General features: G+C 68.7%; 28 protein-coding genes and 1 pseudogene. 24 read left to right on the top strand and 5 right to left on the bottom strand.

Going from position 1 to position 25,506, the window contains the following annotated elements; translation table 11 throughout:
• From JF886_RS04770 to hypE, 17 genes are all read left to right on the top strand, one after another.
• A partial coding sequence (locus JF886_RS04770) for an NADH-quinone oxidoreductase subunit B family protein (RefSeq protein WP_502711397.1) occupies positions 1-657 on the top strand: 657 nt, incomplete at its 5' end.
• 20 nt (positions 658-677) lie between these two features.
• The gene (locus JF886_RS04765) at positions 678-2,462 is read left to right on the top strand and encodes a nickel-dependent hydrogenase large subunit (protein WP_337310116.1); all 1,785 of its coding nucleotides are present in this window, start codon (positions 678-680) and stop codon (positions 2,460-2,462) included.
• Positions 2,463-2,518: 56 nt separating this feature from the next.
• Positions 2,519-3,067 (top strand): NifU family protein, encoded by a 549-nt coding sequence (locus JF886_RS04760; RefSeq protein ID WP_337310114.1) that lies wholly within the window; start codon positions 2,519-2,521, stop codon positions 3,065-3,067.
• Positions 3,068-3,073: 6 nt separating this feature from the next.
• Positions 3,074-3,718 carry a DUF5947 family protein gene (locus JF886_RS04755; RefSeq protein WP_337310112.1) on the top strand — a complete coding sequence of 215 codons (645 nt, stop codon included), beginning with the start codon at positions 3,074-3,076 and terminating at the stop codon, positions 3,716-3,718.
• Positions 3,711-4,358 carry a DUF6084 family protein gene (locus JF886_RS04750; RefSeq protein ID WP_337310110.1) on the top strand — a complete coding sequence of 216 codons (648 nt, stop codon included), beginning with the start codon at positions 3,711-3,713 and terminating at the stop codon, positions 4,356-4,358. The genes JF886_RS04755 and JF886_RS04750 overlap by 8 nt, the downstream gene beginning before the upstream one ends.
• A complete protein-coding gene (locus tag JF886_RS04745) occupies positions 4,355-5,416 on the top strand; it encodes a hypothetical protein (protein WP_337310108.1) in 1,062 nt (353 codons plus the stop codon). The genes JF886_RS04750 and JF886_RS04745 overlap by 4 nt, the downstream gene beginning before the upstream one ends.
• Complete coding sequence (locus JF886_RS04740) at positions 5,413-5,745, top strand: hypothetical protein (RefSeq protein ID WP_337310107.1); 333 nt, start codon at positions 5,413-5,415, stop codon at positions 5,743-5,745. The genes JF886_RS04745 and JF886_RS04740 overlap by 4 nt, the downstream gene beginning before the upstream one ends.
• Entirely contained in the window at positions 5,742-6,314 is a 573-nt protein-coding gene (locus tag JF886_RS04735) for a hydrogenase maturation protease (RefSeq protein ID WP_337310106.1), read from the top strand. The genes JF886_RS04740 and JF886_RS04735 overlap by 4 nt, the downstream gene beginning before the upstream one ends.
• Positions 6,311-6,418 carry a DUF6893 family small protein gene (locus tag JF886_RS16910; protein ID WP_502711396.1) on the top strand — a complete coding sequence of 36 codons (108 nt, stop codon included), beginning with the start codon at positions 6,311-6,313 and terminating at the stop codon, positions 6,416-6,418. Before JF886_RS04735 ends, JF886_RS16910 begins: the two co-directional genes overlap by 4 nt.
• Positions 6,419-6,424: 6 nt before the next feature.
• A complete protein-coding gene (locus tag JF886_RS04730) occupies positions 6,425-6,763 on the top strand; it encodes a hydrogenase maturation nickel metallochaperone HypA/HybF (protein WP_337310104.1) in 339 nt (112 codons plus the stop codon).
• A 158-nt stretch (positions 6,764-6,921) separates the two neighbouring features.
• A complete protein-coding gene (gene hypF / locus JF886_RS04725) occupies positions 6,922-9,300 on the top strand; it encodes a carbamoyltransferase HypF (RefSeq protein WP_337310102.1) in 2,379 nt (792 codons plus the stop codon).
• Between the two features lie 8 nt (positions 9,301-9,308).
• The gene (locus JF886_RS04720; protein ID WP_337310101.1) at positions 9,309-9,932 is read left to right on the top strand and encodes a D-sedoheptulose-7-phosphate isomerase; all 624 of its coding nucleotides are present in this window, start codon (positions 9,309-9,311) and stop codon (positions 9,930-9,932) included.
• On the top strand, positions 9,929-10,156 hold the full coding sequence (locus tag JF886_RS04715; RefSeq protein WP_337310100.1) for a HypC/HybG/HupF family hydrogenase formation chaperone: 228 nt from the start codon (positions 9,929-9,931) through the stop codon (positions 10,154-10,156). The genes JF886_RS04720 and JF886_RS04715 overlap by 4 nt, the downstream gene beginning before the upstream one ends.
• The gene (locus tag JF886_RS04710; RefSeq protein WP_337310099.1) at positions 10,153-10,827 is read left to right on the top strand and encodes a D-sedoheptulose-7-phosphate isomerase; all 675 of its coding nucleotides are present in this window, start codon (positions 10,153-10,155) and stop codon (positions 10,825-10,827) included. The genes JF886_RS04715 and JF886_RS04710 overlap by 4 nt, the downstream gene beginning before the upstream one ends.
• On the top strand, positions 10,818-11,141 hold the full coding sequence (locus JF886_RS04705; protein ID WP_337310098.1) for a HypC/HybG/HupF family hydrogenase formation chaperone: 324 nt from the start codon (positions 10,818-10,820) through the stop codon (positions 11,139-11,141). The genes JF886_RS04710 and JF886_RS04705 overlap by 10 nt, the downstream gene beginning before the upstream one ends.
• On the top strand, positions 11,138-12,304 hold the full coding sequence (gene hypD, locus JF886_RS04700; RefSeq protein WP_337310097.1) for a hydrogenase formation protein HypD: 1,167 nt from the start codon (positions 11,138-11,140) through the stop codon (positions 12,302-12,304). The genes JF886_RS04705 and hypD overlap by 4 nt, the downstream gene beginning before the upstream one ends.
• Positions 12,301-13,449: a hydrogenase expression/formation protein HypE gene (gene hypE / locus JF886_RS04695; protein ID WP_337310096.1), complete on the top strand. Its 1,149-nt coding sequence runs from the start codon at positions 12,301-12,303 to the stop codon at positions 13,447-13,449. The genes hypD and hypE overlap by 4 nt, the downstream gene beginning before the upstream one ends.
• Positions 13,450-13,789: 340 nt before the next feature.
• Here the strand turns inward: hypE and JF886_RS04690 are convergent, their stop codons facing one another.
• Entirely contained in the window at positions 13,790-14,437 is a 648-nt protein-coding gene (locus JF886_RS04690; RefSeq protein WP_337310094.1) for a Crp/Fnr family transcriptional regulator, read from the bottom strand.
• A gap of 322 nt (positions 14,438-14,759) precedes the next feature.
• Here JF886_RS04690 and JF886_RS04685 point away from each other — a divergent pair, with 322 nt between their 5' ends.
• The 4 genes from JF886_RS04685 (at position 14,760) to JF886_RS04670 (ending at position 19,710) form a co-directional block, all read left to right on the top strand.
• A complete protein-coding gene (locus JF886_RS04685; RefSeq protein ID WP_337310092.1) occupies positions 14,760-15,416 on the top strand; it encodes a hypothetical protein in 657 nt (218 codons plus the stop codon).
• Between the two features lie 561 nt (positions 15,417-15,977).
• On the top strand, positions 15,978-17,342 hold the full coding sequence (locus JF886_RS04680; RefSeq protein ID WP_337310090.1) for a glycosyltransferase family 39 protein: 1,365 nt from the start codon (positions 15,978-15,980) through the stop codon (positions 17,340-17,342).
• A 4-nt stretch (positions 17,343-17,346) separates the two neighbouring features.
• Positions 17,347-19,248: a hypothetical protein gene (locus JF886_RS04675; RefSeq protein ID WP_337310088.1), complete on the top strand. Its 1,902-nt coding sequence runs from the start codon at positions 17,347-17,349 to the stop codon at positions 19,246-19,248.
• A gap of 93 nt (positions 19,249-19,341) precedes the next feature.
• Positions 19,342-19,710: a cupin domain-containing protein gene (locus tag JF886_RS04670; RefSeq protein ID WP_337310086.1), complete on the top strand. Its 369-nt coding sequence runs from the start codon at positions 19,342-19,344 to the stop codon at positions 19,708-19,710.
• Between the two features lie 153 nt (positions 19,711-19,863).
• On the opposite strand, the gene JF886_RS04665 is transcribed toward JF886_RS04670, so the two are convergent.
• Complete coding sequence (locus tag JF886_RS04665; RefSeq protein WP_337310084.1) at positions 19,864-20,574, bottom strand: phosphoadenylyl-sulfate reductase; 711 nt, start codon at positions 20,572-20,574, stop codon at positions 19,864-19,866.
• Between the two features lie 420 nt (positions 20,575-20,994).
• On the opposite strand from JF886_RS04665, the gene JF886_RS04660 reads away from it, so the two are divergent.
• Entirely contained in the window at positions 20,995-21,363 is a 369-nt protein-coding gene (locus JF886_RS04660; RefSeq protein WP_337310081.1) for a hypothetical protein, read from the top strand.
• 91 nt (positions 21,364-21,454) lie between these two features.
• On the top strand, positions 21,455-22,957 hold the full coding sequence (locus JF886_RS04655) for an amidohydrolase (protein ID WP_337310079.1): 1,503 nt from the start codon (positions 21,455-21,457) through the stop codon (positions 22,955-22,957).
• Here JF886_RS04655 and JF886_RS04650 read toward each other — a convergent pair.
• From JF886_RS04650 to JF886_RS16765, 3 genes and pseudogenes are all read right to left on the bottom strand, one after another.
• Positions 22,950-23,195: a nickel-binding protein gene (locus JF886_RS04650; RefSeq protein WP_337310077.1), complete on the bottom strand. Its 246-nt coding sequence runs from the start codon at positions 23,193-23,195 to the stop codon at positions 22,950-22,952. The two genes, JF886_RS04655 and JF886_RS04650, sit on opposite strands and share 8 nt — an antisense overlap.
• A 94-nt stretch (positions 23,196-23,289) precedes the next feature.
• The gene (locus tag JF886_RS04645; RefSeq protein WP_337310117.1) at positions 23,290-24,474 is read right to left on the bottom strand and encodes a putative bifunctional diguanylate cyclase/phosphodiesterase; all 1,185 of its coding nucleotides are present in this window, start codon (positions 24,472-24,474) and stop codon (positions 23,290-23,292) included.
• Positions 24,431-24,649 (bottom strand): annotated as a pseudogene (locus tag JF886_RS16765) (diguanylate cyclase); the annotation flags it as partial. The gene JF886_RS04645 and the pseudogene JF886_RS16765, both read right to left, overlap by 44 nt.
• 580 nt (positions 24,650-25,229) lie before the next feature.
• Here JF886_RS16765 and JF886_RS04635 point away from each other — a divergent pair.
• Positions 25,230-25,484 carry a response regulator transcription factor gene (locus JF886_RS04635; protein WP_337310073.1) on the top strand — a complete coding sequence of 85 codons (255 nt, stop codon included), beginning with the start codon at positions 25,230-25,232 and terminating at the stop codon, positions 25,482-25,484.
• The last annotated feature ends 22 nt before the right edge of the window (positions 25,485-25,506 follow it).

The raw sequence follows: 25,506 nt of genomic DNA, 5'->3' as shown, positions 1-25,506 counted from the left end.
ACCTACGGCGGCATTCATGCGATGGCCGGCAATCCGACCGGCTGCATGGGTCTGGCCGACTACCTTGGCTGGGACTGGCGCTCCAAGGCCGGCATTCCCATCGTCAACGTACCGGGCTGCCCTGTCCAGCCAGACAACTTCATGGAAACGCTGCTCTACCTGCTCTACCAGGTGGCAGGACTGGCGCCGATGATTCCGTTGGACAAAGCGCTGCGGCCGACGTGGCTATTCGGCAAAACTGTCCACGAGGGCTGTGACCGCGCCGGCTACTACGAGCAAGCCGACTTCGCTCACGAGTACGGCTCTCCGAAATGTATCGTGAAGCTCGGCTGTTGGGGACCGGTCGTCAACTGCAACGTGACCAAGCGCGGCTGGATGGCCGGCATCGGCGGTTGTCCGAACGTCGGCGGCATCTGCATCGGCTGCACGATGCCGGGCTTCCCCGACAAGTTCATGCCGTTCATGGACGAGCCGCCCGGCGCCAAGATCTCATCGAAAGCCATCGCCACCTACGGAAAGACGATCCGCGGTCTGCGCACCATGACCAACAACACGGTCAACAAGGAACCGAAGTGGCGCCACAACAGGCCTGAGCTGACCACCGGCTACAAGCCGCAGACCGGCGGCGTCGCCAAGTCCTTCAACCGTCCTTCGTAGAAGTTAGGAGAAAACCACCGATGGCGACAGTCATGCAGAAGGGGGGGACCCCAAAATCTGGAACATTGACCGAGGTCTCCTGGGACCCGATCACGCGCATCGTCGGCAGCCTCGGCATCTTCACCAAGATCGACTTCGCCAACCGCGTTGTCGCCGACTGTCGCAGCACGTCGTCGATCTTCCGCGGCTACAGCATCTTCATGAAGGGCAAGGACCCGCGCGACGCGCACTTCATCACCAGCCGTATCTGTGGCATCTGCGGCGACAACCACGCCACCTGCGCGACCTACGCGCAGAATATGGCCTTCGGCATCAAGCCCCCGGCCATCGCAGAGTGGATCGTGAACCTCGGTGAAGCGGCCGAGTACATGTTCGACCACAACATCTTCCAGGACAACCTGCTGATGGTCGACTTCTGCGAGCAGATGGTGAAGGAGACCAACCCGAGCGTCCTGGCCAAGGCCGAGAACACGCCCTCGCCTCACGCCGGTGACCACGGCTACCGAACCATCGCCGACATCATGCGCGCGCTCAACCCCTTCACCGGTGAGTTCTACCGCGAGACGCTGCACGTCAGCCGCTACACGCGCGAGATGTTCTGCCTGATGGAGGGACGACACGTCCATCCGTCCACCCTGTACCCGGGCGGCGTCGGCACGGTCCCCACGGTGCAGCTCTTCACCGACTACCTCGTGCGTCTGATGAAGTACGTGGAGTTCATGAAGAAGGTCGTGCCGCTGCACGACGACATCTTCGACTTCTTCTACGAGGCGCTCCCCGGGTACGAGGAGGTCGGGCGGCGCCGCATGGACACTGTCTGCTGGGGCTCGTTCAATGACCCGGCGGTGTGCGACTACACCTACAAGCGCATGGGCGAGTGGGGCAAGGCGATGTTCGTCACCCCAGGGTGCGTGGTCGACGGCAAGCTGGTCACCACGGACCTGGTGGACATCAACCTCAACATCCGCATCCTGCTCGGCCACTCGTACTACGACGACTGGGCAAACTCGGAGACGTTCGTCACCAAGGATCCGCTCGGCAACCCCGTCGACCAGCGTCACCCGTGGAACCAGACCACGTTGCCGCGGCCGCAGAAGCGCGACTTCGACGACAAGTACAGCTGGGTGATGTGCCCGCGCTGGCTCCACAACGGCGAGCACCTCGCTATGGACACCGGCGGCGGCGCCTTCGCGCGGCTGCTGGCCACCTCCCTGGCCGGGCTCGTGGACTTCGGCTACGTCAAGGCGACTGGCCACAGCACCAAGATCTACCTGCCCAAGACGCAGACCAAGCCCGAGGTGGAGTTCGAGTGGCACGTGCCCAAGTGGAGCAACGCCATCGAGCGTGACCGCGCGCGCACCTACTTCCAAGCGTACTCGGCGGCGGCGGCGCTGCACTTCATCGAGAAGGCGTTCGAGGAGCTGCACGCCGGGCGCACCGACACGTTCACCCCGTTCGAGGTGCCGGACGAGGCCATCGGCTGCGGCTTCCACGAGGCTGTCCGCGGCGTCCTGTCGCACCACGTGGTCATCCGCGAGGGCAAGATCGCCAACTACCACCCCTACCCGCCGACCCCGTGGAACGCGACCCCACGGGACAGCTACGGCACGCCGGGACCGTACGAAGACTCGGTGCAGAACACGCCGATCTTCGAGGAGAACGGCCCCGACAACTTCAAGGGAATCGACATCATGCGCGCCGTGCGCAGCTTCGATCCCTGCCTCCCGTGCGGGGTGCACATGTACCTCGGCGATGGCAAGGTGTTGGAGCGCAAGCACTCGCCCACCTTTGGTGGCACCCACTGACAGCCGCTGCGTACAGCCCGCCGTCCGGCGGCCCTGATGGAGAGTTCGCGGGACGGATGGCGCGGATCGACGAGCTGGTCGGGGAGCTGCAGCAGCTCCCCGACGCGGCAGCGCGCGCACGTGTTGAGGAGTTGATCGGCGCGGTCCTCGAGCTGCACGGCGACGCGCTGCATCGCATCCTCGATGCGGTCGCGGAGCAGCCTGACGGCGGCGCTGCTCTGTTTGGTGACTTCGCGGCAGACGAGCTGGTGCGCAGCGTGCTGCTCGTCCACGACCTCCACCCCGTCTCGCTCACCGAGCGCGTCGAGCAGGCGCTGGAGTCGGTGCGGCCGATCATGCACGGCCACAAGGGCGACGTCGAGCTGCTCGGCATCGAGGACGACGTCGTCCGGCTGCGACTCAAAGGCAGCTGCGAGGGATGTCCATCCTCCGAGCTCACCATGAAGGCCGCCGTCGAGAAGGCGCTCTACGAAGCGGCGCCGGAGCTCGCCGGCATCGAGGTGGAGGGGATGAGCCCGCCGCCACCCGGCCCCCCCACGATCGAATGCCTGGTCCCGCTGCAGATGGCGTCGCCGCAGGCAGGCGCCGCCGCCGGGTCGCGGTGAACGGAGGTGGGCCAGCAGGCTGAGCCGTCGCTGGAGATTCTCCGGCGGTTCGTCAAGGAGCGCGAGCCGGCGGAGCGATGCGAGCTCTGCGCAGAGGGCATTGCGCCGCATCCGTACCATGAGCACCTGCTCGAGCCGGAGGAACGGCAGCTGATGTGCAGTTGCACAGCGTGCGCTCTGCTCTTCCCGGTCGAGGCACAGAAGCGCTTCCGTCGCGTGCCGCGCCGCCTCTGGTCGCTCACCGACTTCGTCATGACCGACTCGATGTGGGATTCCCTGGCCATCCCGGTCAAGATGGCCTTCCTGCTCACCAGTGCACCGTCCGGTGAGCTGCACGCGTACTACCCAAGCCCGGCTGGAGCGACCGAGTCGCTGCTGACGCTCGAAGGGTGGGGTGAGCTGCTCGAGGCCAACTCCACGCTCTCGTCCCTGCTGCCCGACGTGGAGGCGCTGCTCATCAACCGCGTCGGTGATCGTCGCGACTACTTCATCGCGCCGATTGATCGCTGCTACGAGTTGGTCGGGCTGCTGCGTGTGCACTGGCGCGGGCTGTCTGGCGGCACTGAGGTGTGGGCGCGCGTCGGCGGTTTCTTCGACGAGCTGCGCGGCGCGGCGCGCTCCAAGCCGGCCCAGGGGCTGGTCCGTGCCTGACCTGGATTTCGCCATCGAGGACGTCACCGCCGTGGACGGTTCCCTGACGCCGCTGCTGGAGTTCGGGCTGCGCGTCGAGGAGGCGGACGGTCGCGACATCGACACGATCGCGCTGAGCTGCCAGATCATGATCGAGGCGGTGCGGCGTCCTTACGCCGCCAGCGAGAAGGAGGCGCTGCTCGACCTCTTCGGTACGCCGGAGCGCTGGGGCACGTCCTTGAAGACGATGCTCTGGACCCACGCCGCCATGGTCGTCCCCGGCTTCGAGGGGACGACGACGGTGAAGCTCGCGGTGCCGACGAGCTTCGACCTGAGCATGGCGCCCACCAAATACTTCTTCGCGCTCGAGAACGGCGACGTGCCGCTCACGTTCCAGTTCAGCGGCACCGTGTTCTACCGCGACAGTGCAGGCGCGCTCATGACCGAGCGCATCTCCTGGAGCAAGGAGGCGCGCTTCCGCCTCCCCGTGTCGGTCTGGAGCGAGCTCATGGACCGCCACTACCCGGACGGCGCCTGGCTGTGCCTGCGCCGCGACGTCTTCGACCGGCTGTACCGCTACAAGGCCAGGCGCGCTGTGCCCACCTGGGAGACGGTCGTCGACGAGCTGCTCGAGAAGGCGAGCGCCGAGGCGGTGCCGTGAACCGCGAGCTCGTCGACCGCATCGTCGCCGCCACCCTGTACGAGGGCTACCTCCTCTACCCATACCGGCCGAGCTCGGTGAAGAACCAGGTGCGCTGGACGTTCGGCGGGGTGTACCCGCGCGAGTACAGCGAGGCTGTCGTGGGCGCCGAGCCGTGGGCCGCCACCACCGAGTGCCTGCTGCGCGGCGGCGACGACGCCACCGTCGACGTCACCGTGCGCTTTCTGCACGCCGTGGCGCGGACCGCCGCGCGCCTCGAGCCCCCCGCGGCGGATGCTCCGGCTGACGCGGCGAGCCTTCGTCCCGTCGACGCCTTCGAGCTCGACGGACGGATCCAGCGCACTTGGGAGGAGGCCGCCGAGCGGCGCCTGGAGGCCGGCACATCCACCCTCCGCTCGCTGCTGGCCGAGCCGCGCGGTCTGACCGTGAGCGTCGACGCGGGTGAGCAGGTGGAATGGTTGCGCGGCGAGGACGGCCTCGTCGCCGGCGCGCTGGTGCGCGCCCACCAGCCGCTGACCGTCGCGGTCGACATCTCCGCGACGCGGGTGAGCCCCGACATCGCCAGGCTGCGCGTGGCGATCACCAACGTCACCACGGTGACCGCCGCCGACGTGGCCGATCGCGAGGCGGCACTGCGTCACGCCCTGCTGTCCACCCACGTCGTCCTCGGCACCAAGAACGGTGCGTGGCTGTCGCTCGCCGACCCGCCGGCGGACGCGGTGCAGCTGGCGCGCGACTGCGTCAACACCGGCCTGTGGCCAATCCTCGTCGGCGCACCGGGCTCTGACGACACCGTGCTGGCCTCGCCGATCATCCTCGAGGATCACCCGCAACTGGCCCCCGAGTCCGCCGGTGAGCTGTTCGACTCCACGGAGATCGACGAGATCCTCTCGCTGCGTATCCTCACCCTCACCGACGCGGAGAAAGCGGAGATGCGCGGTGCGGATGAGCGCGCCCGCGCCATCCTCGAGCGCACCGAGTCCCTCACCGGGGACGACTTCATGCGCATGCACGGCACGCTGCGCTCAACGGCACCGCGGATCGGTGGTACGGAATGACCGAGCACAATCCCTGGGCTGCGTTGGGTGACGATCCGTTCTCCGAGCGCCCGGCGCGTGAGTCAGTGCGCTGGCACGGGGGCACGCTGCACATCGGCGACCAGGTGCGTCTGGCGCCCAAGCGCAACGCCGACGCGCTCGACATCGTGCTGCGCGGCCGCATCGCCACCATCGAGTCCATCGAGCAGGACTACGAGGATGTCGTGTATCTGGCGGTGACCATCAACGATGACCCCGGCGCGGACCTCGGCATGCTCCGCCAGCCGGGCCACCGCTTCTTCTACACGCTCGATGACGTCGAGGCCGTGGCAGCGGGGGAGGGGAGATGACGGCACGCGTGCTCGTCGCCGGCATCGGCAACATCTTCCTCGGCGACGACGGCTTCGGCGTCGAGGTAGCGCAGGAGATGCTGCGCCGCGGCTCCCTCGCCGGCGAGGACGTCAAGGTGGGTGACTACGGCATCCGCGGGTACGACCTCGCCTACGAGATCCTTGAGGGCTACACGACGGTGGTGCTCATCGACGCCACACAGCGCGGCGACGCGCCCGGCACCGTCTACGTCATCGACGCAGACCCCGATGCCAACCTGCCGGATGTCGACGCCGACCCGGACCACGGGCAAGGCGCCTTCCAGGGCCACCTAATGACGCCCGCGGCCGTCTTTCACCTGGTGCGCACCATGGGCGGCACCATGGGCCAGGTGTTCGTGGTGGGCTGTGAGCCCGAGACCTTCGGGCCCGAGAACATCGGGCAGATGGAGCTGAGCGCCGTCGTGGCGGCCGCGGTCCCGCAGGCGGTGGACACCGTCGAGCGGGTGGTGCGTGATTCGCTCCAAGCCATGGCAATCCCTGCGGCAGCCGCCGCATCGGATCAGTGGGAACAGGGGGTGTCGACATGACATGGTGGACATGGGTCCTCATCGCCATCGGGGTCCTGATCGTGCTCGGTCTGTTGCTGTCGCTCGGTGACCTGCGCCGCTACATCCGGATGCGCACGATGTGATCGACCATGCATGAGATGGGCCTTGCCCAGGCGATCCTCGACACAGCGCTGGATATCGCCGGCGATCGTCGGGTGCGGCGAGTCGCCGTATCCGCGGGCGAGCAGCAGGCGGTGAGCGCAGAGTCGCTGAGCTTCAGCTTCGAGCTGATCGCCGACGGCACCAACGCGACGGGGGCGGTCCTGGACGTCCGCACTGTGCCCGGCGCACGCCTTCTTGTCGACGAGGTCGAGGTCGGCGGTGACAACCCGGAGGTCCTCCGCCGTGCGGACGCCGAGGTTGTCGAGGCACCTCATGAGCATTCCCATGAACTGGGCGAGCTGCCAGTGCATCCCGCATGGTTGTGAGTCCAACAGCAGCCAGTACACGGAGGTGACGCGATGAAGAAGGTACTTCTCCTGGTGGCGGTGGCAGTCGCCGGCGCAGCCGCGCTCGGCGGCAAGGATCTGAAGCGCTACCTGCGCATGCGGACCATGTAATCGGGTCGGATGGAGCGAGGCAGCCCATGACGGCGATGGCGACGAGCGCGCCCCAGTCGCGCGCCCGTCGGCTCGAGGGGACGAGCGAGCGTCGGCGGTACACCGTGCACGGGGTCGTGCAGGGCGTCGGCTTTCGTCCGTTCGTCTGGACGCTCGCCCAACGCCACCAGCTCGCCGGCTCGGTGTGCAACACGTCCGGGGCGGTGGTCGTCGAGGTCGAGGGCACCAGGGCGCGCCTCGACAGCTTCGGGGCGGAGCTCATCAGCCTCGCCCCCCCACTGTCACGCGTCGAGCGGATGAGTTCGACCACGATGACCGCTCGCGGCGAGCAGGGCTTCGTGATCCTCGAGAGCCGCGCGGTCGACGGGGCGTACCAGCCGATCTCTCCCGACGCCGCTACCTGCGCGGACTGCCTAGCCGAGCTGTTCGACCCGTCTGACCGGCGGCACCGCTACCCCTTCATCAACTGCACCAACTGCGGGCCGCGGTTCACGATCATCGAGGACGTCCCGTACGACCGCGCGCTCACCACCATGCGCCACTTCCAGATGTGCGCGCCCTGCACGGCGGAGTACGCGGATCCATCGAACCGTCGTTTTCACGCCCAGCCCAACGCCTGTCCCGAGTGCGGGCCGCGCGCCTGGCTCGCCGACCGCGGCGGGATCGAGCGCGCCGGTGACGGTGTGGCCGCGGCAGCTCATGCGGTGCTGACGGGATCGATAGTCGCGGTCAAGGGCTTGGGCGGATTCCAGCTGTCCGTGATGGCCAACGACGACGCCGCGGTGCGCCGGCTGCGGGTGCGCAAGCATCGGCCCGACAAGCCGTTCGCGGTCATGGCCGCGGACCTCGAAGCGGTTCGCGCCATCGCCGTCGTCGATGACGCCGAGGCCGCGGCGCTGATGAGCAGCGCGCGCCCGATCGTGTTGCTGCGCCGCAGGCGCGCCCCTGAATGCGATGGCATCGCCGCCGCCGTTGCGCCGGGCCTCCACGAGGTCGGTGTCATGCTTCCGAGCACGCCGCTGCACCACCTCCTGCTCGACCTGGTCGGCGCCCCCCTGGTGATGACCAGCGGCAACGTCAGCGATGAACCGATCGCCAAGGACAACGACGAAGCCGTCACCAGGCTCGGATCCATCGCCGACGCCTTTCTGCTGCACGACCGCGAGATCTACGCGCGCTACGACGACTCCGTGGTGCGCGTCGTCGACGGCCAGGAGCACGTGGTGCGGCGCGCCCGCGGCTACTGCCCGCTGCCGGTGGAGCTGGCGGTGGACACGACGTCGCCACCGGTGCTGGCCCTGGGGGCGCACCTGAAGAACACGTTCTGCGTCGTGCGCGACGGCCGCGCGTTCATGGGGCCGCACATCGGTGACCTTGACCACCCCCAGAGCCTGGCCCATCAGGGCGAGGCGCTCACCACCTACCTGCGTCTGTTCCGCGCTGTTCCCAGCGCGGTCGCCGCCGACCTGCATCCCGACTACGCCTCGACGCACCTCGCCGAAGGCTGGTGGCAGGATGGGGCTCGCCCGGAACGCGTCCAGCACCACCACGCCCACATCGCCAGCGTCATGGCCGAGCACCAGCTGCGCGGCCCGGTGCTCGGCGTCGCCTTCGACGGCACCGGCTTCGGCGAGGACGGCACCATCTGGGGCGGCGAGTTCCTGCTCTGCGACGAGACGGGCTACCGCCGCGTCGGCCACCTCGCCCCCGTCGTCCAACCCGGTGGCGACCGCTGCGCGCGCGAGGGCTGGCGGATGGCGATCGCCTACCTGCGCGCCGCCGGCCTGGACGAGAGCGAGGTGCCTGCCTGGTTCCCCCCCGGCGAGGGCGCTCCCGACGAACGCCGCTGGCGCCTGGTGAGCCGCGTCGCGGCCGCCGGCGACACGGCCACCGCGCCGGTCAGCACCAGCGCCGGCCGGCTCTTCGACGCCGTCGCCAGCCTGCTCGGAGTGGCCCACACCTCGAGCTTCGAGGCGTCGGCGGCGATGCGCCTGGAGGCGCTGGCGCGCACAGTCCCGGTCGGCTCGGTGGCGGCCATCCCCGTGCAGCACCACGGCAGCCCGATGGTGCTGGACACGCATGTCCTGGTGGCCGAACTCGTCGCGCAGCAGAGGGCAGGCCGTGACGTCGGCCAGCTGGCGGCGACGTTCCACGAGAGCCTGGCTGCGGGCGCGGCCTCTGCGTGCTCAGACCTCGCCGAGGCCAGCGGCGTCACTCGGGTGGCGCTCAGCGGAGGCGTCTTCCAGAACGCGCTCCTGCTGACGCGTACCACCGCGCTGCTGCGGGCGCGATCGCTCACCGCGTACACCAACCACGCCGTGCCCGCCAACGACGGGGGGGTCAGCCTGGGGCAGGCATTCGTGGCCGCGTCCCGGTTCAACGCGGCTCCCCAGGGATGGGCATGATGGCGGTGATGAGCAGCGCCGGCAGCGCCACCGACGTCGACCTTGCGTTCCTGCGCGACGGTGTCGCCGCGCGGTGTACGGCCGGCGACGCGTACTTCGCCGCGGTGGCGCAGGAGCTCGCCGAGTGCGCCGCAGCCATGGCCGACCGCTTCTTTGCCGGCGCCACCCTGCTCGTGTTCGGCTCCGGAGCGGGCGCCACGGACGCGCAGCACAACTCGGTCGAGTACGTGCACCCGGTGTTACCGGGCTGCCGAGCCCTGCCGGCGCTGTCGCTCACCAACGACGTCAGCACGGTGACGGGCATCCTCGGCGGCAATGCTCCGCTCGAGGTGTACGCGCACCAACTGCGCGTCCTCGGCCGACCCGGCGACATCGCGCTCGCATTCCTCACCTCCGTCGACGACGCAGCCGCTGTGCGCGGCCTCCGCGCTGCCGGGGAGGGGGCGATGCTCACCATCGCGCTCAGCACGGGCGCCGAAGGCGTGAGCAGCGTCGCCGCCACGCACACCTTCCATGTCGACAGCGAGGATCCGCTGGTGGCCCAGGAGCTTCACCTCGCCACCTACCACATGCTCTGGGAGCTGACCCACATCGTGCTCAACCACCGCGGCATCGCGGAGGTTCGCCGATGAGTGAGAACGTGTGCCACGACGAGGTGTGCATCACCTGCTCCGACCAGCTTCTCGAGGTGGTCGTGACGGCGGTCAGCCCGGACGCGAGCGTCGCCCAGGCCACCTATGACGGCGTCGCCTGCGAAGTCGCCGTCGACCTGCTCGACGGGGTGATGCCGGGCGACCACCTCCTCGCGCACGGTGGGGTCGCGCTGCAGCGGGGCACGCTCGAGGTGGCACGGTGACGCAGCGAAACGACCCGTTCTCGCAGTTGCTCTACCCGATGCTGAGCGAACAGCCGTCCGTGGACGCCGCGGTGGTCGCCGAGCTGGCCCGTGCCCCGCTGCAGAAATCGGCGGAGAGCAACGCGTTGCGCCGCCGGCTGCTCGACACGTCGCTCGAGGACATCGCGCTCTGCGCGCGCGCCATCTCGAGCGCGGTTGCGGCCGGGGGCCGGGTGCTGGCCTGCGGGAACGGCGGCAGCGCCACGTCCGCCGCCGACATGGTGGCTGAGCTCCTCCATCCCGCGGGGACGCGCCCGCCCATCGGCGCGCTCTGCCTCACCGCCGACATCGCCGTGGTCACCGCCATCGGCAACGACGTCAGCTTTGACGACGTGTTCGTGCGCCAGCTGCTCGCCCTCGGCCGGCCCGGCGACGTGCTCCTGGCGATCTCCACCAGCGGCAACTCCGAGAACCTCGTCCGCGCCGCCCGCGAGGGCAGGCGCCTGGGCATGCTCACCGTCGGCATCGCCGGCCATGACGGCGGGCGCATGCGCGCCGAGGGCGCGCTCGACCACCTCTTCACCGTCCCCTCGTCAAGCGTCCACCGCATCCAGGAGGTGCAGACGACGCTGTACCACCTCCTCTTCGAGTTGGTGCAGCGACATCTCACGGAGGTCCCGTCATGTGCCTAGCGATTCCCGCCAAGCTGGTGGAGTACGTCGACGCCGATCGCAACTACGGCAAGGTCGAGCTGGGCGGGGTTCGCCGCCAGGTCAACACCTCGCTGCTGGTCGGTGAGGACGCCGCCGAGCCCGGCGACTACGTGCTCGTCCACGTCGGCTTCGCGCTCAGCGCCATCAGCGAGGCCGAGGCCAACGAGACGCTGCGCATCCTGGAGGAGATGGGGCCCGCATACGACGACGAGCTGCAGCAGATCCGCCAATCGGAGGCGATGGAGCTCGAGCTCGTCGGGCCTGACTACCGCAAGCAGGTGACCGAGATATGAAGTTCGCCGACGAGTTCCGCGACGCCGACCTGGCGCGCTCGCTGGCGGCGCGCATCGCCGACGAGGCGGGCGACAAGCACTGGAAGATCATGGAGGTGTGCGGCGGGCACACTCACACCATCTTCAAGTACGGCATCGAGGACCTGCTGCCCAGCAACGTGGAGCTGGTGCACGGCCCTGGCTGTCCGGTCTGTGTCATCCCGATGGGACGGCTGGATGACGGCATCGCCCTGGCGCGAGACAACGACATCATCTTCACGTGCTTCGGTGACCTGATGCGCGTCCCCGGCAGCGATGGCAGCCTGCTCGACGCCAAGGCGGCCGGCGCCGACGTGCGCATGGTGTACTCGCCGCTCGACTCGCTGAAGATCGCGCGCGAGAACCCGGACAAGCAGGTTGTGTTCTACGCCATCGGGTTCGAGACCACCGCACCCTCGACAGCCCTCACCTTGCTCCGGGCCAAGGCCGAGGGGATCAGCAACTTCTTCGTGTTCTGCAACCACGTTACGATCATCCCGCCGATGAAGGCGATCCTCGATTCGCCGGACCTGCGCCTGGACGGCTTCCTTGGCCCGGGCCACGTGTCGACGGTGGTGGGCATCCGACCCTTCGAGTTCGTCACCGCGACGTACGGCAAGCCGGTGGTGGTGGTGGGCTTCGAGCCTCTCGACATCCTCCAGGGCGTGCACATGGTGATCCGCCAGGTGCTCGAGGGCCGCTGCGAGGTGGAGAACCAGTACAAGCGCGTCGTCCACGACGACGGCAACCCCAAGGCACTCGAGGTGCTCGGCCGGGTGTTCAAGCTGCGCCCGCACTTCGAATGGCGCGGGCTGGGCTTCATCAGCCAGAGCGCGCTCGAGCTCAACGACGACTTCGCCGAGTTCGACGCCGAGCGCGTCTTCACCGTCCCCGGCCTGCGCGTCGCCGACCCCAAGTCCTGCCAGTGCGGTGAGGTGCTCAAGGGCGTGCTGAAGCCGTGGGAATGCAAGGTGTTCGGCACCGCGTGCACCCCGGAGACGCCGATCGGCACGTGCATGGTGTCGTCCGAGGGCGCCTGCGCCGCCTACTACAACTTCGGCCGGTACTCGCGCGCCCGCGACCGTGAGCGCGTGCTCGCCGACGCCGAGGAGCTCACCCCGATCCCGGTGCGAGCAGCCGGATGACCGAGACCTCCGCGCCCGCCCCCGGCAGCGGAGCCGCCATTCGCGCGGCTGCCGCGCGCATCGCCGACCCTGAGCAGCGCGTCCTCGAGCGCATCGCGGAGATCCGCAAGCGCCGACCGTTGCTTCGCGAAACCGCGATCACCATGAGCCACGGCGCCGGCGGCAAGGCGAGCCACACCCTCACCGCCGCGGTGTTCGCGGACATCCTCGACAACCCAGTGCTTGCCCAGCTCGGCGACCAGGCGATCCTCCGCGTCCCCGGCCTCGACGGTGCGCGGCTGGCCATGACCACCGACAGCTTCGTGGTGAGCCCGCTTTTCTTCCCGGGTGGTGACATCGGCGAGCTGGCCATCAACGGGACGGTCAACGACCTCGCCGTCGGCGGAGCAATCCCGCTGGCCGTGTCCGCTGCATTCATACTCGAGGAGGGCCTCGACATCGCCGTCCTTCGGCGCGTCGTGGAGTCGATGCGCCGCGCCGCGGACGCTGCGGGCGTCAGCGTGGTCACCGGCGACACCAAGGTGGTGCCTCGTGGCAAGGCGGACCAGCTGTTCATCACCACCACCGGGGTCGGCCTCGTCGCCGAGCCGGACCGTCTCGGCATCGACCGCGTGAAGGCCGGTGACGCGGTGCTACTCAGCGGAGCGATGGGCAACCACGGTGCCACGGTCATGCTGGCCCGCGGCGACGTCGACCTCGAGGCCGACACCCTGGCCAGCGACACCATGGCGCTCAACGGACTCACCAGCGCGCTGCTCGACGCCGGCATCGACGTGCACTTCATGCGCGACGCCACCCGTGGGGGAGTGGCGACGGTGCTCAACGAGATCGCCCAGCAGGCCGGACTTGCCGTGGCAATCGACGAGGACGCGCTGCCGGTGCACGACGTGGTGCGCGGCGTCGCCGAGATCCTCGGCATCGACCCGCTGTACATCGCCAATGAGGGCAAGCTCGTGGCGATGGTGGCCGCCGAGGACGCGCAGCGTGCGCTGGCACTGATGCGCTCGCGGCCCGAGGGTCAGGAGGCGGCGCTCATCGGCGAAGTCCGCGCCGAACCGGACGGCATGGTTTTCATCCGCACCGGCTTCGGCGGCACCCGCGTAGTCGACATGCTCATTGGGGACCCGCTGCCGCGCATCTGCTGACGGTTGCACGCTCCGGATAACCGTAACCCGTGGATTGAGGTTCACGCTGCGCTGAGGGTGGTGACGCGCTAACACCAATCTCTTGACCGGAACCGCGAGCCGGGTGTGCGATCACCGTCCGCGAGCCACCGGGATACCCAGCCGCTGCTCGAGGCTACGGCCTGGTCCGCGCCGTGGGCTGCCAGGGCCGCCACCGCGGCAATGCTCGTGCCGATCGCGAGCCTCGTGCTCATCCTTATCGTCGTTCCTTTCAGGTCACGCGGTGCCGCCGAGCGGCGGCGGAAGCATGTGCCGCGCAGGACCGTGTCGCGTAGGGACCCGCGCAGCTGGTCGCCTAGCCTCAGTTGGGGCTGGTGAACACCGCGCCCGTCAGCGCGCCGTCGAGCTCGAGCTTGATGGCGGCGTAGCACTCGCACGACACCTCCTCGAGACCTTCGCGGTCGACGATGGTGAGACGCCCGCGGTGGTAGCGGATCAGCCCAGCTGCCTGGAGGATCCCAGCCGACAGCGTGACGGTGGCGCGGCGCGAGCCGAGCATCTGTCCGAGGAACTCGTGGGTGATGGAGAACTCGTCGACGCCCACCCTGTCGTGGCTCATGAGGAGCCAGCGGCTCAGGCGCTCCTCGTTGGTGTGTAGCCGGTTGCACGCCGCCGCCTGGGCGATCTGTCCGAACAGCGCCGGCACATACCTGTCGACCACTTCACGAAGTCCGCCGTTGGAAGTCAGCTCGGTCAGGAAACCCCTCGCAGAGAGCAGCAGCCCATCTCCCCGCACCTGGCAGATGGCTCGCACGCCCAGCGTGCCGCCGGTGATGAGTGGAACGCCCACCGCACCCTCGTTGCCGACCGTCGCCACCTCGACGATCGAGCCGTCCTCGAGCGGAGTGACCAACGAGACCACGCCGTCCAGCGGGAAGTACACGTTCTCGACGGGCTTCCCCGGCTCGAACAGCACCGTCTTGACCTCGAGGTCGATGGGCTTGGCCACGGCCAGGACCCGATCGCGATTGCTGGCGGACAACGCCGCCAAAAGCCGGTTGTCAGTTGCGTCGTGTCGTCTGTCTACCATCCGAAACCCGAGGAACGGATCCCGACCATCGGGGCCGGCACCACGCGGGAGATTCCGAACAGAAAGTATACGCTCGATCAACCAAAATCCGGCCAAAAAAGAAGCCCGGGGACGCTCAGCGCGTCCCCCGGGCTGCCTGGATCTGAGGTTGGTTTACTGCCGCTTCCTGCGCTGCAGGCGAGTGCTGCTGAAGGCAAGGCCGCCACCGAGGATGAGCAGGGCGAGACCGGCTCCGAACTCGGTGTCCGCACCGGTCGACGGTGTGGTGGTCGCCAGGACGCCACCGGCGCCTGAGGACGAGGTGGTGCTGGTGGTGGTCGCGGAAAGGTTCCCACTGGCACCCGATGTCGTGGTGGTCGTCGGCGAGGTCCTGGTGGTCCTGGTGGTAGTCCGCGACGTCCTCGTGGTGGTGGTCGGCGACGTTGTCGTCGTCCTAGTGGTGGTCTTCGAGGTCGTGGTGGTGGTCGTCGGCGAGGTCGTGGTCGTGGTTGTGGTTGTGGTCGGCGACGTCGTCGTCGTCGTGGTGGTGGTCTTCGAGGTAGTGGTGGTGGTTGTCGGCGAGGTCGTCGTGGTGGTCGTGGTTGTTTTGGACGTGGTCGTGGTCGTGCGGCTGCTGGTGGTGGTGCTGCTGGTGGTGGTGGTTGTTGTCGCTGTGGCGGGGCAGGTGTGGGTCAGGTTGAACACCTGCGCCTCACCGCCCGTCGGGGTTCCGGTGCCATTGTTGGCGCTGGACGAAGCCTCGAGAAGCGTCGCGCTCGGCGGAGCCGAGGCGAAGAAGAACTTGGCGTTGCTGCTGTTGATCGTGCCGCTGGTCGCGCCGGTGTCGAAGGTCACGCTCGGAGTGCCAGTGAAGATCCTGCCCGGGTCGCCGGCCGCGGGGAGCACGAAGACGAAGTAGTCGAGCGCCGGGTCGCGATTGTCGATGTTGTCGCAGCTGTGGCCGGTGAACGAGCTGGCAGTGAAGCCCTCGTGCGCTTCCTTGAGGCAGACGGTGACAGTGCCCGGACCGGCAGTGCTGGGTGTGCAACCGGGATCGGCGACGACCACCGTCGCCAAGGTGCTCTTGAATGTCCCGACACCAGCGGTGCCGAGCCCGATGAAAACCAGGCCGGCGGCGCCGATCGTCGCGCCAACAGCCCTTCTACCTGCTCCTCTTTTGAGGAGATTCCCTACCTGCATCAGTCGGTCCCTCTACCCGTGCACCCTGCCCGCGCTGCGGCGGGATTGGCAATCAAACACTCCTGGCAAGAACACAGCCCCGTTCGCACCGAACGCGGCTGGCGCCCCTACCAGAATTCCCCCAAGTGTAGCAAACGCTTCAGACGATTTGTAACCGTCTTGTGAACCAGTCGCATTATACACTCCGACCCGAACACCGCAAGCGTCTCGATTGGGCTTACGATCTCCCGGGCTCGGCGGGCGGCCCAGGCAAGTGTCAGCCCAGTCAGAGCGAGGCGTCGTGACCACCTTCCGCAGGGCGACGATCCCGGCGCGCTGGTTCTTGGCCCACCGCCGCCACCCGGTGGCGCCGCGCTGGCTGCTCGGCGTGGTCAGCCTCCTCTCACTCGGCGGCCGGCTCTGGGAGCTGCCCAACCCGGTCGACTCGAGTACCAACACCTCTTCGCTCATCTTCGACGAGGCCTACTACGTCAACGCGGCCCGGGTGATCCTCGGGATCCACCCGCCGGCCGGCGCGTCGTACGCGACTGCGCTGCTCGGCCACGACCCCAATGCCGAGCACCCGCCCCTGGCCAAACTGCTCATCGCGCTCTCGATGAAGGTCTTCGGCGACAACGCCTGGGGCTGGCGGCTCTTCCCGATCCTGTTCGGCAGCGCCGCCATCCTGGCCACGTACTGGTTGGTGAGAAAGGCCGGTGGGGGTTCCTGGCTCGCGCTGGGCGCCGCCAGCCTCATGGCGGTCGACAACCTGCTGCTGGTCCACGGGCGGATCGCCACCCTCGACATCTTCGTGGTGACGTTCATGCTGGTGGCTCTCGCGCTCTACCTGCGCGGGAACCCCGCGCTCGCCGGGATCGTGGTCGGCGTCGGCCTGTGCACCAAGCTGGTCGCGGGCGACGCGGTGTTCATCATCGTCCTGCTCGAGGCAGGTCGCATCCTGTTCGGGGAGGCCGGCCACAGCCGCATCGAGGTGGCCAGGGAACGGGCTCTACCAGCGCTCGCCACCGCCGGCGTCGGGTTGGTGACGTACGTGGCCGTGCTCTTCGGGCTCGACCTGTTCGTCTCCCCGATCGGTGGCGCCGGGAGCTGCGCGACGGTGCCGAGCGGCTTTCACAACCCGGTCCAGCACACCAGCTTCATGCTCTGTTATGCGAGCAAGCTCACCAACCCCGGCGGTCCCACCGGGATCGCCAGCTACCCATGGCAGTGGCTGCTCGACCTGCAGCCCATCGACTACTTCAAGGTTGTGAGCAACGTCGAGGCCGGCGGCAAGGTGATCGCCACCAACCCGGTGGTGTGGTTCCGGGGGGAAATCAACCCGGCGATCATCTTCCTCGCTGTGCCCGCGCTGTGCCTGGCCGCCGAGCAGGCGTGGCGCCGCCGCGATTCCTTCTCGATCCTCTGCGTGGCCTGGTTCGTGGCGACCTTCCTTCCCTTCGTCGTCGCCGCCGCGCCGATCGGCAGCTACGGGAACCGCACCTCGTACCTCTATTACATGGTCATCGTCATGCCGGCGGTGTACCTGGCGGTGGCCGAGCTGTTCTCACGCCGCTGGTTGCCGCGGGCGGCGCTGCTCGGCTACGTCGCCATCCTCGGCTACTGGTTCGTGACGCTGTACCCATTCCAGACATGGAGTGGTAGCTGACGCGATGCTTTCGCGCCTGACGCCGGCGGTCATCCGCCAGCTGCTCATCGGGCTGTTCCTGGTGTTCTGCTTCGGCTACTTTCACCAGGCGCCGATCTGGAACGAACCCAGCCGCTACGACCTCGTGGTCGCGCTGGTCGACGACCACACCACCCAGATCGACCGCAACCAGGCCAACACTGGCGACAAGTCTGTGTACAAGGGCCACTACTACTCCGACAAGGAGCCGGGCACTGCGTTCCTCGGGGCGCCGGTGTACGGGGTGATGCGGCTGATCCGACTGGTCACCCACCAGCCGGCGGCGGATGAGGGCGTGACCATCCAGGTGTTGGCGTTCGTCATCTGCGGCATCCCGACGGCCCTGCTGGCGATCCTGCTGATCAGGTTCCTCGGACCTCTTGTCGGGGAGTGGTGGGCTATTGTCGTGGCTCTCGCGTACGCGCTCGGCACGATGGCCTTCCCGTTCGCGACGATGTTCTTTGGCCACGCGGCGGCTGCCTTCTTCCTGTTCGCCGCCTTCTACCTCTTGCGGCACGTCGAGAGCCCCGGGCGTCGCTGGTTGCCGGCGCTGGCAGGCTTTTGCGCCGGCTGGGCAGTCCTCGTCGACGTCTCGACCGCCATCGGCCTCATGGCTATGGCGGCCTACGCAGTGCGTCCGCTCTTCCGGCCACCGGTGCTGGCAAACTTCCGGCGTCCCCTCCTCAACAATTTGCGGCGCCCGCTGCTGCCCGCACTTCGCACTCCGTTGCTGTTCGCCGCCGGGGTGGCGCCTCTTGCCGTGCTGCTGCTCCTCTACAACTGGGTCTCGTTCGGCGGCCCGTTCAGCATCGGCTACGCCCACCTCGCCAACGGCGGCTTCGCTGCCGGCCAGAGCAAGGGCATTCTCGGGGTGACGCTGCCACGTCCTGGCGCCATCGCGGACCTCCTCTTCGGCACCCGCGGGTTGCTCCGCTACTCGCCGTGGCTCGCCCTCGCCCCCGCCGGGCTCTGGGCGGCCCGAGGCCGTGGCCTGCGCTGGGAGGTTGGGGTCTGCGCGACGCTGGTCGGCGCGTACCTACTGCTTAACGGCGGCTACTTCCTTCCGTTCGGTGGAGCCACGCCGGGCCCCCGCTTCCTGATGCCCATGCTTCCCTTCGCCGCGGTCCTGGTGGGATTGGCCCCGCGGGTCCTCCGCTACGCGGCCGCTGTGCTCATGGTGCCGTCGGTCGCGCTGACGTCGGTGGCGACGGTGACCATGCCCAACGCGTTCGAGGGGGTGGCCAACCCGCTGACCGACCTCTGGCTGCCGATGTTGCGTGGGCGCCTGCTCACCGAGACGACCGGGTGGGTGCGCTGGGGACTTCACGGCGCGCAGCCACTGCTCGTGCTGGGGTTTGGGGGAGTGTGCACAGGAGTTGGGGTGTGGGCGACGACCACCACCGCCAGGACCGCGCGCCGCGTCGGCGCCGGTGCGGGTGTGGTGCTCGGCATCCTGGTGGCGAGCCTCGGCACCCCGCTCGACGTGCCGTCGGAGGTCGGCCTGACCACGGCCGGTCGCTTTATCGGGTTCGGCGACGCCGGCGCCGGGGTGACCATCATCGACACCGGGGTGAGCGGCGTTGTCACGGCGGACCGGCACACCTCGGTGCGGCCGTGGGCTCAGGTCGAGGGCCGTGACCTCGGCGCGGTGGCCACCCGGGTGCTGTTCACCATCTTCGACGCCAGCGGACGGTCGGTGCTGGGCGTGTTCTACGACCACGTCAGCTTCGGCAGTCACGAGCGCAAGATGCTGCCGGTGGAGTGGGGGACGCAGGGCGTCCCAGCGGGGAAGTACACGCTCGACGTCAGCGTGACGTCGGCGGACGGTCACACTGTCTATGCGACTGTCACCCACGCCGATGAATTCACAATCCACGCACGGGCGTAGATCGCGTGGCCCCCTTGTTGACGCCGCCGGCCGAGGGCTACCATCCGTTCCGCTGCACCCGGTACGCGCACGCAGACGCACGAGGAGATGGGCATGGCAGGAGTACAGACGCTCGACTTCGGTTCGCCGGACGAGACCCGGCAGTTCGCCGACGGCAAGGGCAAGCTCGAGGTCGTCAAGAGCGAGGCCGGACCGATCGGCAAGGCGACGTTCCAGCCCGGGTGGCGCTGGTCGGAGCACGTTAAGCCGATCGCGGGTACCGACAGCTGCCAGGTCGCCCACCTCGCCTACGTGGCGTCGGGACGGATGACCGTCCGCAGTGACGACGGCACCGAGACGAACGTCGGCCCCGGCGACGTGTTCGTGGCGGCGCCTGGCCACGACGCCTGGGTGGTCGGCGATGAGCCTTGCGTCCAGGTCGACTTCCAGGGTGCGGCCAGCTACGCCAAGGCGCCCGCCTAGCCCCGTCGTCTAGCGGGCCGGCGACGCCTGCTGCTCGGCGAGGACGGCGCTTGAGGACCCTGGCTGCGCGAACACGTTGACCGCGTGCCCGATCACCAGCGTGGCCGGGGCCGGTCGGTCATGACGCCGTCACCATCTCTGTCCGCTCGGGGGTCATGTGCATCCCACACTCCTTGTCGACTCCGTCCTCCCACCACCAGCGGCCCGCGCGGGCGTCCTCATCGGAGCGACGGCGCGTGTGCACGGCGCGCAGCCGATGCTCCGGTAGCCTGCGTCGTAGAGAGGATGCAAAGGCACCGACCGCTGGGTGAGGTACTCGGTCACCGCGTCCTCTCTCCAGGTGGCCACCGGGTTCACCTTGACCACGCCGCCATGGCGCTCGTCGATGTCGATGACCGAGGTCGTGGCGCGTCGTTCCGACTGACCGCGGCGCAGGCCGGTCATCCAGCAGTCGACGCCGGCGAGCACCCGCTCGAGCGGCGCCACCTTGCGGATGCGGCAGCAGTCGAGCCGTAGCGCCACCGAACGCCGGAACGGGTTGCTGCCATGCCCGCCAACGAAGCTCTCCACCTCGGCGCTCTCCGGGAGCACCACCTCGATGCCACGCCCCCAATGCGCGCGCAGCGCGTCGAGGTACCGGTGGGTGGCCTCGGGAAGGCGGCCGGTGTCGATCGTGAGCACGCGCACCGACGGATCCGCGGCGATCGCCATGTCGGCCACTGCGACCCCGTCCGCCTGCAGCCCCGTGACTACGACGCGGCGGTCGGATGGGAAACGCGAGAACGCCCATTCGATGACGTCGTTCGGCGAGGCGGTGTCGAGGCGCGCGCGTTCGAGGAGCAGCTCCTCCCGACCTGCCCGCACGACGCAGACGCGCGCTCCTTCGGCTTGGGGAGGGAATCACGCAGCACCGCGATGCTGGTGGCTACGCCGACGGCACGACCCCGGTCATGCGGGAAAGCCGGTCGACTGCGCTCAGTGCGCTCGACAGAGCTCCGTGACGCAGTGGCCGTGGTCGAGCCACAGCCTGCGTGTCAGCGAATCGCCCTCCCGGTTCATCGCGCCGATCCTAGGGGAGCTTCGGGCGTGGCGTCAAATCCGAACCGCCTTAGCAGGTCCGGTGCAGGGCGATGCCACGATCAGCACCAGCGTGATACAAGCGCGCCCAGAGGGCGGGCCGCGTCTGCGGCCCGCCATGATCCAGGGCCGGCTCGGCTGCGTAGTACTGGTCAACAAGCTGTCGGCGGGCACACCGCGGCAGGCTCAGGAGGCCAGGACCGCACCGTGCTCAACCATCCCGACGCCACGCTCCCGTACCGATACGCCGAGCCGAACGTGCAGCTTTGCAACAACCGCCTGGCCGCGATGCGGCGGCACTACGCGACCATGCGAACCCGCCAGAAGATCGCCGTCATCGACGAGGTGATCGAGGTGCTGGAGGAGCGCAACCTCGAGGGCGAACGGAGGATCGACCGCGGGGTTCGGAAGCTGGTGCGCCGGCTCGAGGCCGAGATCGACGTGCCGCTGCCGCGCCAGGTGCTCCGTGCGCGCAACACGGCGCGGCTGCATGGCGCCGTTCTGGACTGGATGGAGACGGTCGTCGACCAGCTCATCCCCGAACGCCGTCGCTTCCCGGACCTGGAACCCGAATGAGCAGCGGAGGCCCCGCTCGTGCAGGGCCTCCGCGCGGTCGCCTCAGCGCTGGCTGGTGCCGTCGTGCCCGCCAGCTCAGAATGGGGGCACGGTGACCCCACGACGAGAGGATGCGCGGCGCCCGACCCTGTTCGCGGGGTGCGTGCCCGAGGTGGCGGTCGGCGCTGACGGCAGGATCGCTGCAACCGGCCCGGCGGCGCGCGCAGCGGCCGGCCGTGACGCGGATGTGCTCACCCTGCGGGGCCGCGCGCACCCGGGGCTCGGCGACGCGCATCTCCACCTGGAATGGCTGGCGCGCTCAGCCCTGGGCGCGGACCTCACCGGCGCCGGCACCCGCCGTGAGGCGCTGGCGCGCGTCAGCGACTTCGGCCGCCGGCGGCCCCAGGCGCCATGGATCACCGGCAGTGGCTGGTGCAACGACGACTGGAGCGACGACGCGGGCGCCCTGACCCGCGGCGAGCTCGACGGAATGGCCGGCGGCCGACCGGTGCTGCTCACGCGCAAGGACGGTCACTCCGCATGCTTGAGCTCCGCGGCTCTGGCCGCGGTCCCGATCACGCGCGAGACGCCCGACCTGCCCGGCGGGGTGGTCGACCGCGATAGCGCGGGCGAGCCCACCGGGATGGTGCGCGAGGAGGCGTGCAACCTGGCCCAGCGTGCGGTTCCGCCGCCCGGCGACGCCGACCTCGACACCGCGCTGCTGACGGTATTGCAGCGGCTGACACAGGCAGGGCTCACCGCGGTGCATGCCATGGACCAGCCCGGGCTCTTCCGCAGCCTGCAGCGCCTGCACCAGGCGCGCGGCCTCCCGCTTCGCGTGGTCTGGAACCTTCCCGTTGCGGAGCTGGCCGCGGCCGAAGCCCTCGGCGTGACTTCGGGGCTGGGCGACGACTGGCTGCGGGTCTGGGGCGTCAAGGCGTTCCTCGACGGTTCCCTGGGGAGCAGGACCGCCGAGATGCTGGACGGCAGCGGGGTCGTCGTGACCCCCCAGGAGGACCTCGTCGACATCGTGCGACGTTGCGCCGCGGGACACCTCAACGTCTGCCTTCACGCCATCGGCGATGGAGCCGTGCGGCGCGCGCTGGACGCCCTCGAACCCTTGCGCGGCGCGTGGAGGCTCTGGCGCCCGCGGGTGGAGCATGCGCAATGCGTCGACCCGGCCGACATCCCGCGGTTCGCTTCCATCGGTGTCATCGCCTCGATGCAGCCCGCCCATGCAATCGCCGACCGGGCCGTCGCGGACGTCGAATGGCCGGGCCGCACCACCTCCGCCTACGCCTGGGGCGCCCTGGAGCGGTCAGGCGCCAGGCTCGCGTTCGGTTCGGACGCCCCGGTCGAGGATCCGTCGCCGCTGCTCGGCATCGAGGCCGCCACCACCTGGCGCTCCCGTGCCGACTGGCACCCCGAACTGGCGCTGACCCGCGCCTCGGCACTCCGCGCCTACTCCCGCGGAGTGGCCTACGCGGCCGGCATGGAGGCGGATCTTGGCGCGCTGCGCGCCGGGATGCTCTGCGACCTCACCTTGATCGAGGACAACGCTGTCACGGCCACGATCGTGGACGGGCACGTCGCCTGGAGCAGCCTCTCTACATGATGCCGGTGACGGGATGGACATCGCCGCACGGCACGCCCAGGGCGGCGTGGTGCTGGCGCACCGCCTCCTCGTCGGGGGCGTCGAGCAGGCAGTAGACCTTGCCCTCGGGGTTGTGGAACAGCTCGACCTGGCGGACTCCGAACTGGTCGGACTTGCCCGCCTTGGCTTCGTCCGTGATCTGCCTCACCGCGTCCTCGGGCAGCTTCATGTCGTCGTGGAAATCCATGAACTGAGGCATCCACTCTCTCCTTTGATGGACGGTCGAGGGAGCGATCCTACGGCGCGGCGACAGCCGTTGTGGGGAGCGCGGCAGGGAAGCTCGACCCCGATGCTCAGCAGGCCTGCGGCGTCGCCTCCTCCGCTGCGAGCAGGCGCATGAAGTCACATGAGGAGATGGACGGCGCGAAGAGAAATCCCTGCGCCAGGTCGCAACTGAAGTGGCGCAACCGGGCCAGCTGCTGGGCGGTTTCCACGCCCTCGGCGACAACCGACAGGCCCAGGGCGTGGGCCAGGCCGATGATCGCGGCCACGATCGAGGAGCTTCTTTCGTCGATGTCGATCCTCTCCACGAACGAGCGGTCGATCTTCAGGAAGTCGAGCGGGAAGTCCTTGAGGTAGGAGAGGGCTGAGAACCCCGTGCCGAAGTCGTCGAGCCCGACGTGGATGCCGAGCGCCCGCAGCTCGCCGAGCGATGACACCGCCGAGTGCGAGGTCTGCATCAGCACATGCTCGGTGACCTCGATGCTGAGGTCGCCGCCCTCCAGCCCGGCGGCCTGCAGGCCTCCGACGAGTCGCGAGGTAAAGTCCGGGCTGGCCAGCTCTCGCGCGGTGAGGTTGACGCACATGCGCTGGACGCCGGCGGACCTGGAAGCATCGCGCCAGCGCAACAGGTCACGCATCGCGCTGGCGCGCACCCAATCGTCCATGACCGGGAGAAGGCCGGTCTCGGCGGCCACCGCGAGGAAGTGCTCCGGAACCAGCTGGCCGTGCTCCGCGTCATCAATGCGCAGCAGCGCCTCGGCCTGCACCGTGAGGCCGGTGGCGAGGTCCACGATCGGCTGGTACTCGACGACAAGGCGGTCATCCGCCAGCGCGCGGCGTAGGACGCGTTCGGTGCCCAGGCGCTCGATGGCTCGGACCTGGAGCGTGGCGCCGTACACCTCGTGACGGTTGCGCCCGCGGTCCTTGGCGCGGTACATGGCCATGTCCGCCTCGCGGAGGAGATCGGTCGGGACGGAGTCGGATTCGGAGGTGAGGGCCACGCCCACGCTCACTGTGGCGACGACCTCTTCGGTGCCGACCGAGTACGGCACGCGCAGGCCGGTCACGATGCGGTCGGCGAACGCCGTCAGGTCGCCGGCGTTGGCGAGCCCCTGAACGAGGAGGACGAACTCGTCGCCACCGAAGCGCCGCGACCGTGTCGTCCGGGCGGCCCAGGTGTTGCAGCCGTCGCGCCGCTTCGATGAGCACCGCGTCGCCGACCTGGTGGCCGAGCGTGTCGTTGATGACCTTGAAATGGTCGAGATCGAGCATGAGCACCCCGATGAACCCCTGGCTGCGGCGGAGGCCCCGCAGCGCCTGGTTCATGCGGTCGGTGAGGAGGGTGCGGTTGGCGAGCCCGGTCAGCGAGTCCGTCAGCGCAAGGCGCTCGATGGTTGCCTGGGCGTCTTTGAGCTGACCGATCTCACGCATCAACGCCTGGGTTTCAGCCACGACGCCGCTCAGCGAATCATGGATCGCCTTGCTCTTGTTCTCGAGCTTGGCGTACCCCGGGTTCTTGCGAATCGCGCGCGAGGTTGGGTGACCGACCAGCTCGCTGTCGACGCCGGAGGCCACAGTGGCTCCCGGCGTCTTGGGAGCTGATCTGACGGCCATTGGATGACCTGCTGCTGCACCGTCCAGGGTGAGAACCGCCGGTGTGCGGTCGGTGCATGACCCACCGGAGGGCGCAATGATTTCTGGGACGGCACAAAACGGTCTGTACGCAGCCGTACGACTTCCATTTATCGGCACCGATTCGTGACCCCCACACCACAACGAAACCGTTGATGTGCGCGTGGTTCATCACAATTGATGAGCGCTCGAAGGCGCGGCGAACATTGTTGTTTGGCGCTCGGACCATCACGATCGATGAGCCGTCGTCAACCTTGCGAAATCGATGTGACGCAGGTCCCGACGTGCGGACCGCGCTGACGGAAGCGCTCCTGTACAGGGAAGAGGGCGTTTTTGGGTACGAGCGCGTATAAGAAGTATGAGGAAATCCCTTTGCCGTGTGAGTGACCCTTCCGAGAAAACGGGCAACCCGCCACCGCCTGCCTGGGACTCGCTCTCGAGTCGCGAGCAGCAGGTGTTGACCTGGATGATGGCCGGGCTCGGCGCGGATGAGATTGCCGAGACTCTCGGCACGACGGTGGCGACCGTGCGCACCCAGATACGGGGAGTGCTGGCCAAGCTCGGGGTCCATTCGCAGCGAGAGGCCACGTCGCTCGCCTTCCGCAGCCGGTGGGCGCCGAAGCAGCGTCCCTGACCTGAGCCGGTGAGCGAAGATC

Source organism: Candidatus Aeolococcus gillhamiae (genome assembly GCF_016464765.1).
Lineage (GTDB): Bacteria > Chloroflexota > Dormibacteria > Aeolococcales > Aeolococcaceae > Aeolococcus > Aeolococcus gillhamiae.
This window is presented reverse-complemented; position numbering and strand designations above follow the sequence as displayed.

Coding starts and splice junctions, on each gene's coding strand:
- JF886_RS04765 (WP_337310116.1), top strand. CDS start 678: ATGGCGACAGTCATGCAGAAGGGGGGGACCCCAAAATCTGGAACATTG.
- JF886_RS04760 (WP_337310114.1), top strand. CDS start 2,519: ATGGCGCGGATCGACGAGCTGGTCGGGGAGCTGCAGCAGCTCCCCGAC.
- JF886_RS04740 (WP_337310107.1), top strand. CDS start 5,413: ATGACCGAGCACAATCCCTGGGCTGCGTTGGGTGACGATCCGTTCTCC.
- JF886_RS04735 (WP_337310106.1), top strand. CDS start 5,742: ATGACGGCACGCGTGCTCGTCGCCGGCATCGGCAACATCTTCCTCGGC.
- JF886_RS16910 (WP_502711396.1), top strand. CDS start 6,311: ATGACATGGTGGACATGGGTCCTCATCGCCATCGGGGTCCTGATCGTG.
- JF886_RS04730 (WP_337310104.1), top strand. CDS start 6,425: ATGCATGAGATGGGCCTTGCCCAGGCGATCCTCGACACAGCGCTGGAT.
- hypF (WP_337310102.1), top strand. CDS start 6,922: ATGACGGCGATGGCGACGAGCGCGCCCCAGTCGCGCGCCCGTCGGCTC.
- JF886_RS04720 (WP_337310101.1), top strand. CDS start 9,309: ATGAGCAGCGCCGGCAGCGCCACCGACGTCGACCTTGCGTTCCTGCGC.
- JF886_RS04715 (WP_337310100.1), top strand. CDS start 9,929: ATGAGTGAGAACGTGTGCCACGACGAGGTGTGCATCACCTGCTCCGAC.
- JF886_RS04705 (WP_337310098.1), top strand. CDS start 10,818: ATGTGCCTAGCGATTCCCGCCAAGCTGGTGGAGTACGTCGACGCCGAT.
- hypD (WP_337310097.1), top strand. CDS start 11,138: ATGAAGTTCGCCGACGAGTTCCGCGACGCCGACCTGGCGCGCTCGCTG.
- hypE (WP_337310096.1), top strand. CDS start 12,301: ATGACCGAGACCTCCGCGCCCGCCCCCGGCAGCGGAGCCGCCATTCGC.
- JF886_RS04675 (WP_337310088.1), top strand. CDS start 17,347: ATGCTTTCGCGCCTGACGCCGGCGGTCATCCGCCAGCTGCTCATCGGG.
- JF886_RS04670 (WP_337310086.1), top strand. CDS start 19,342: ATGGCAGGAGTACAGACGCTCGACTTCGGTTCGCCGGACGAGACCCGG.
- JF886_RS04650 (WP_337310077.1), bottom strand. CDS start 23,195: ATGCCTCAGTTCATGGATTTCCACGACGACATGAAGCTGCCCGAGGAC.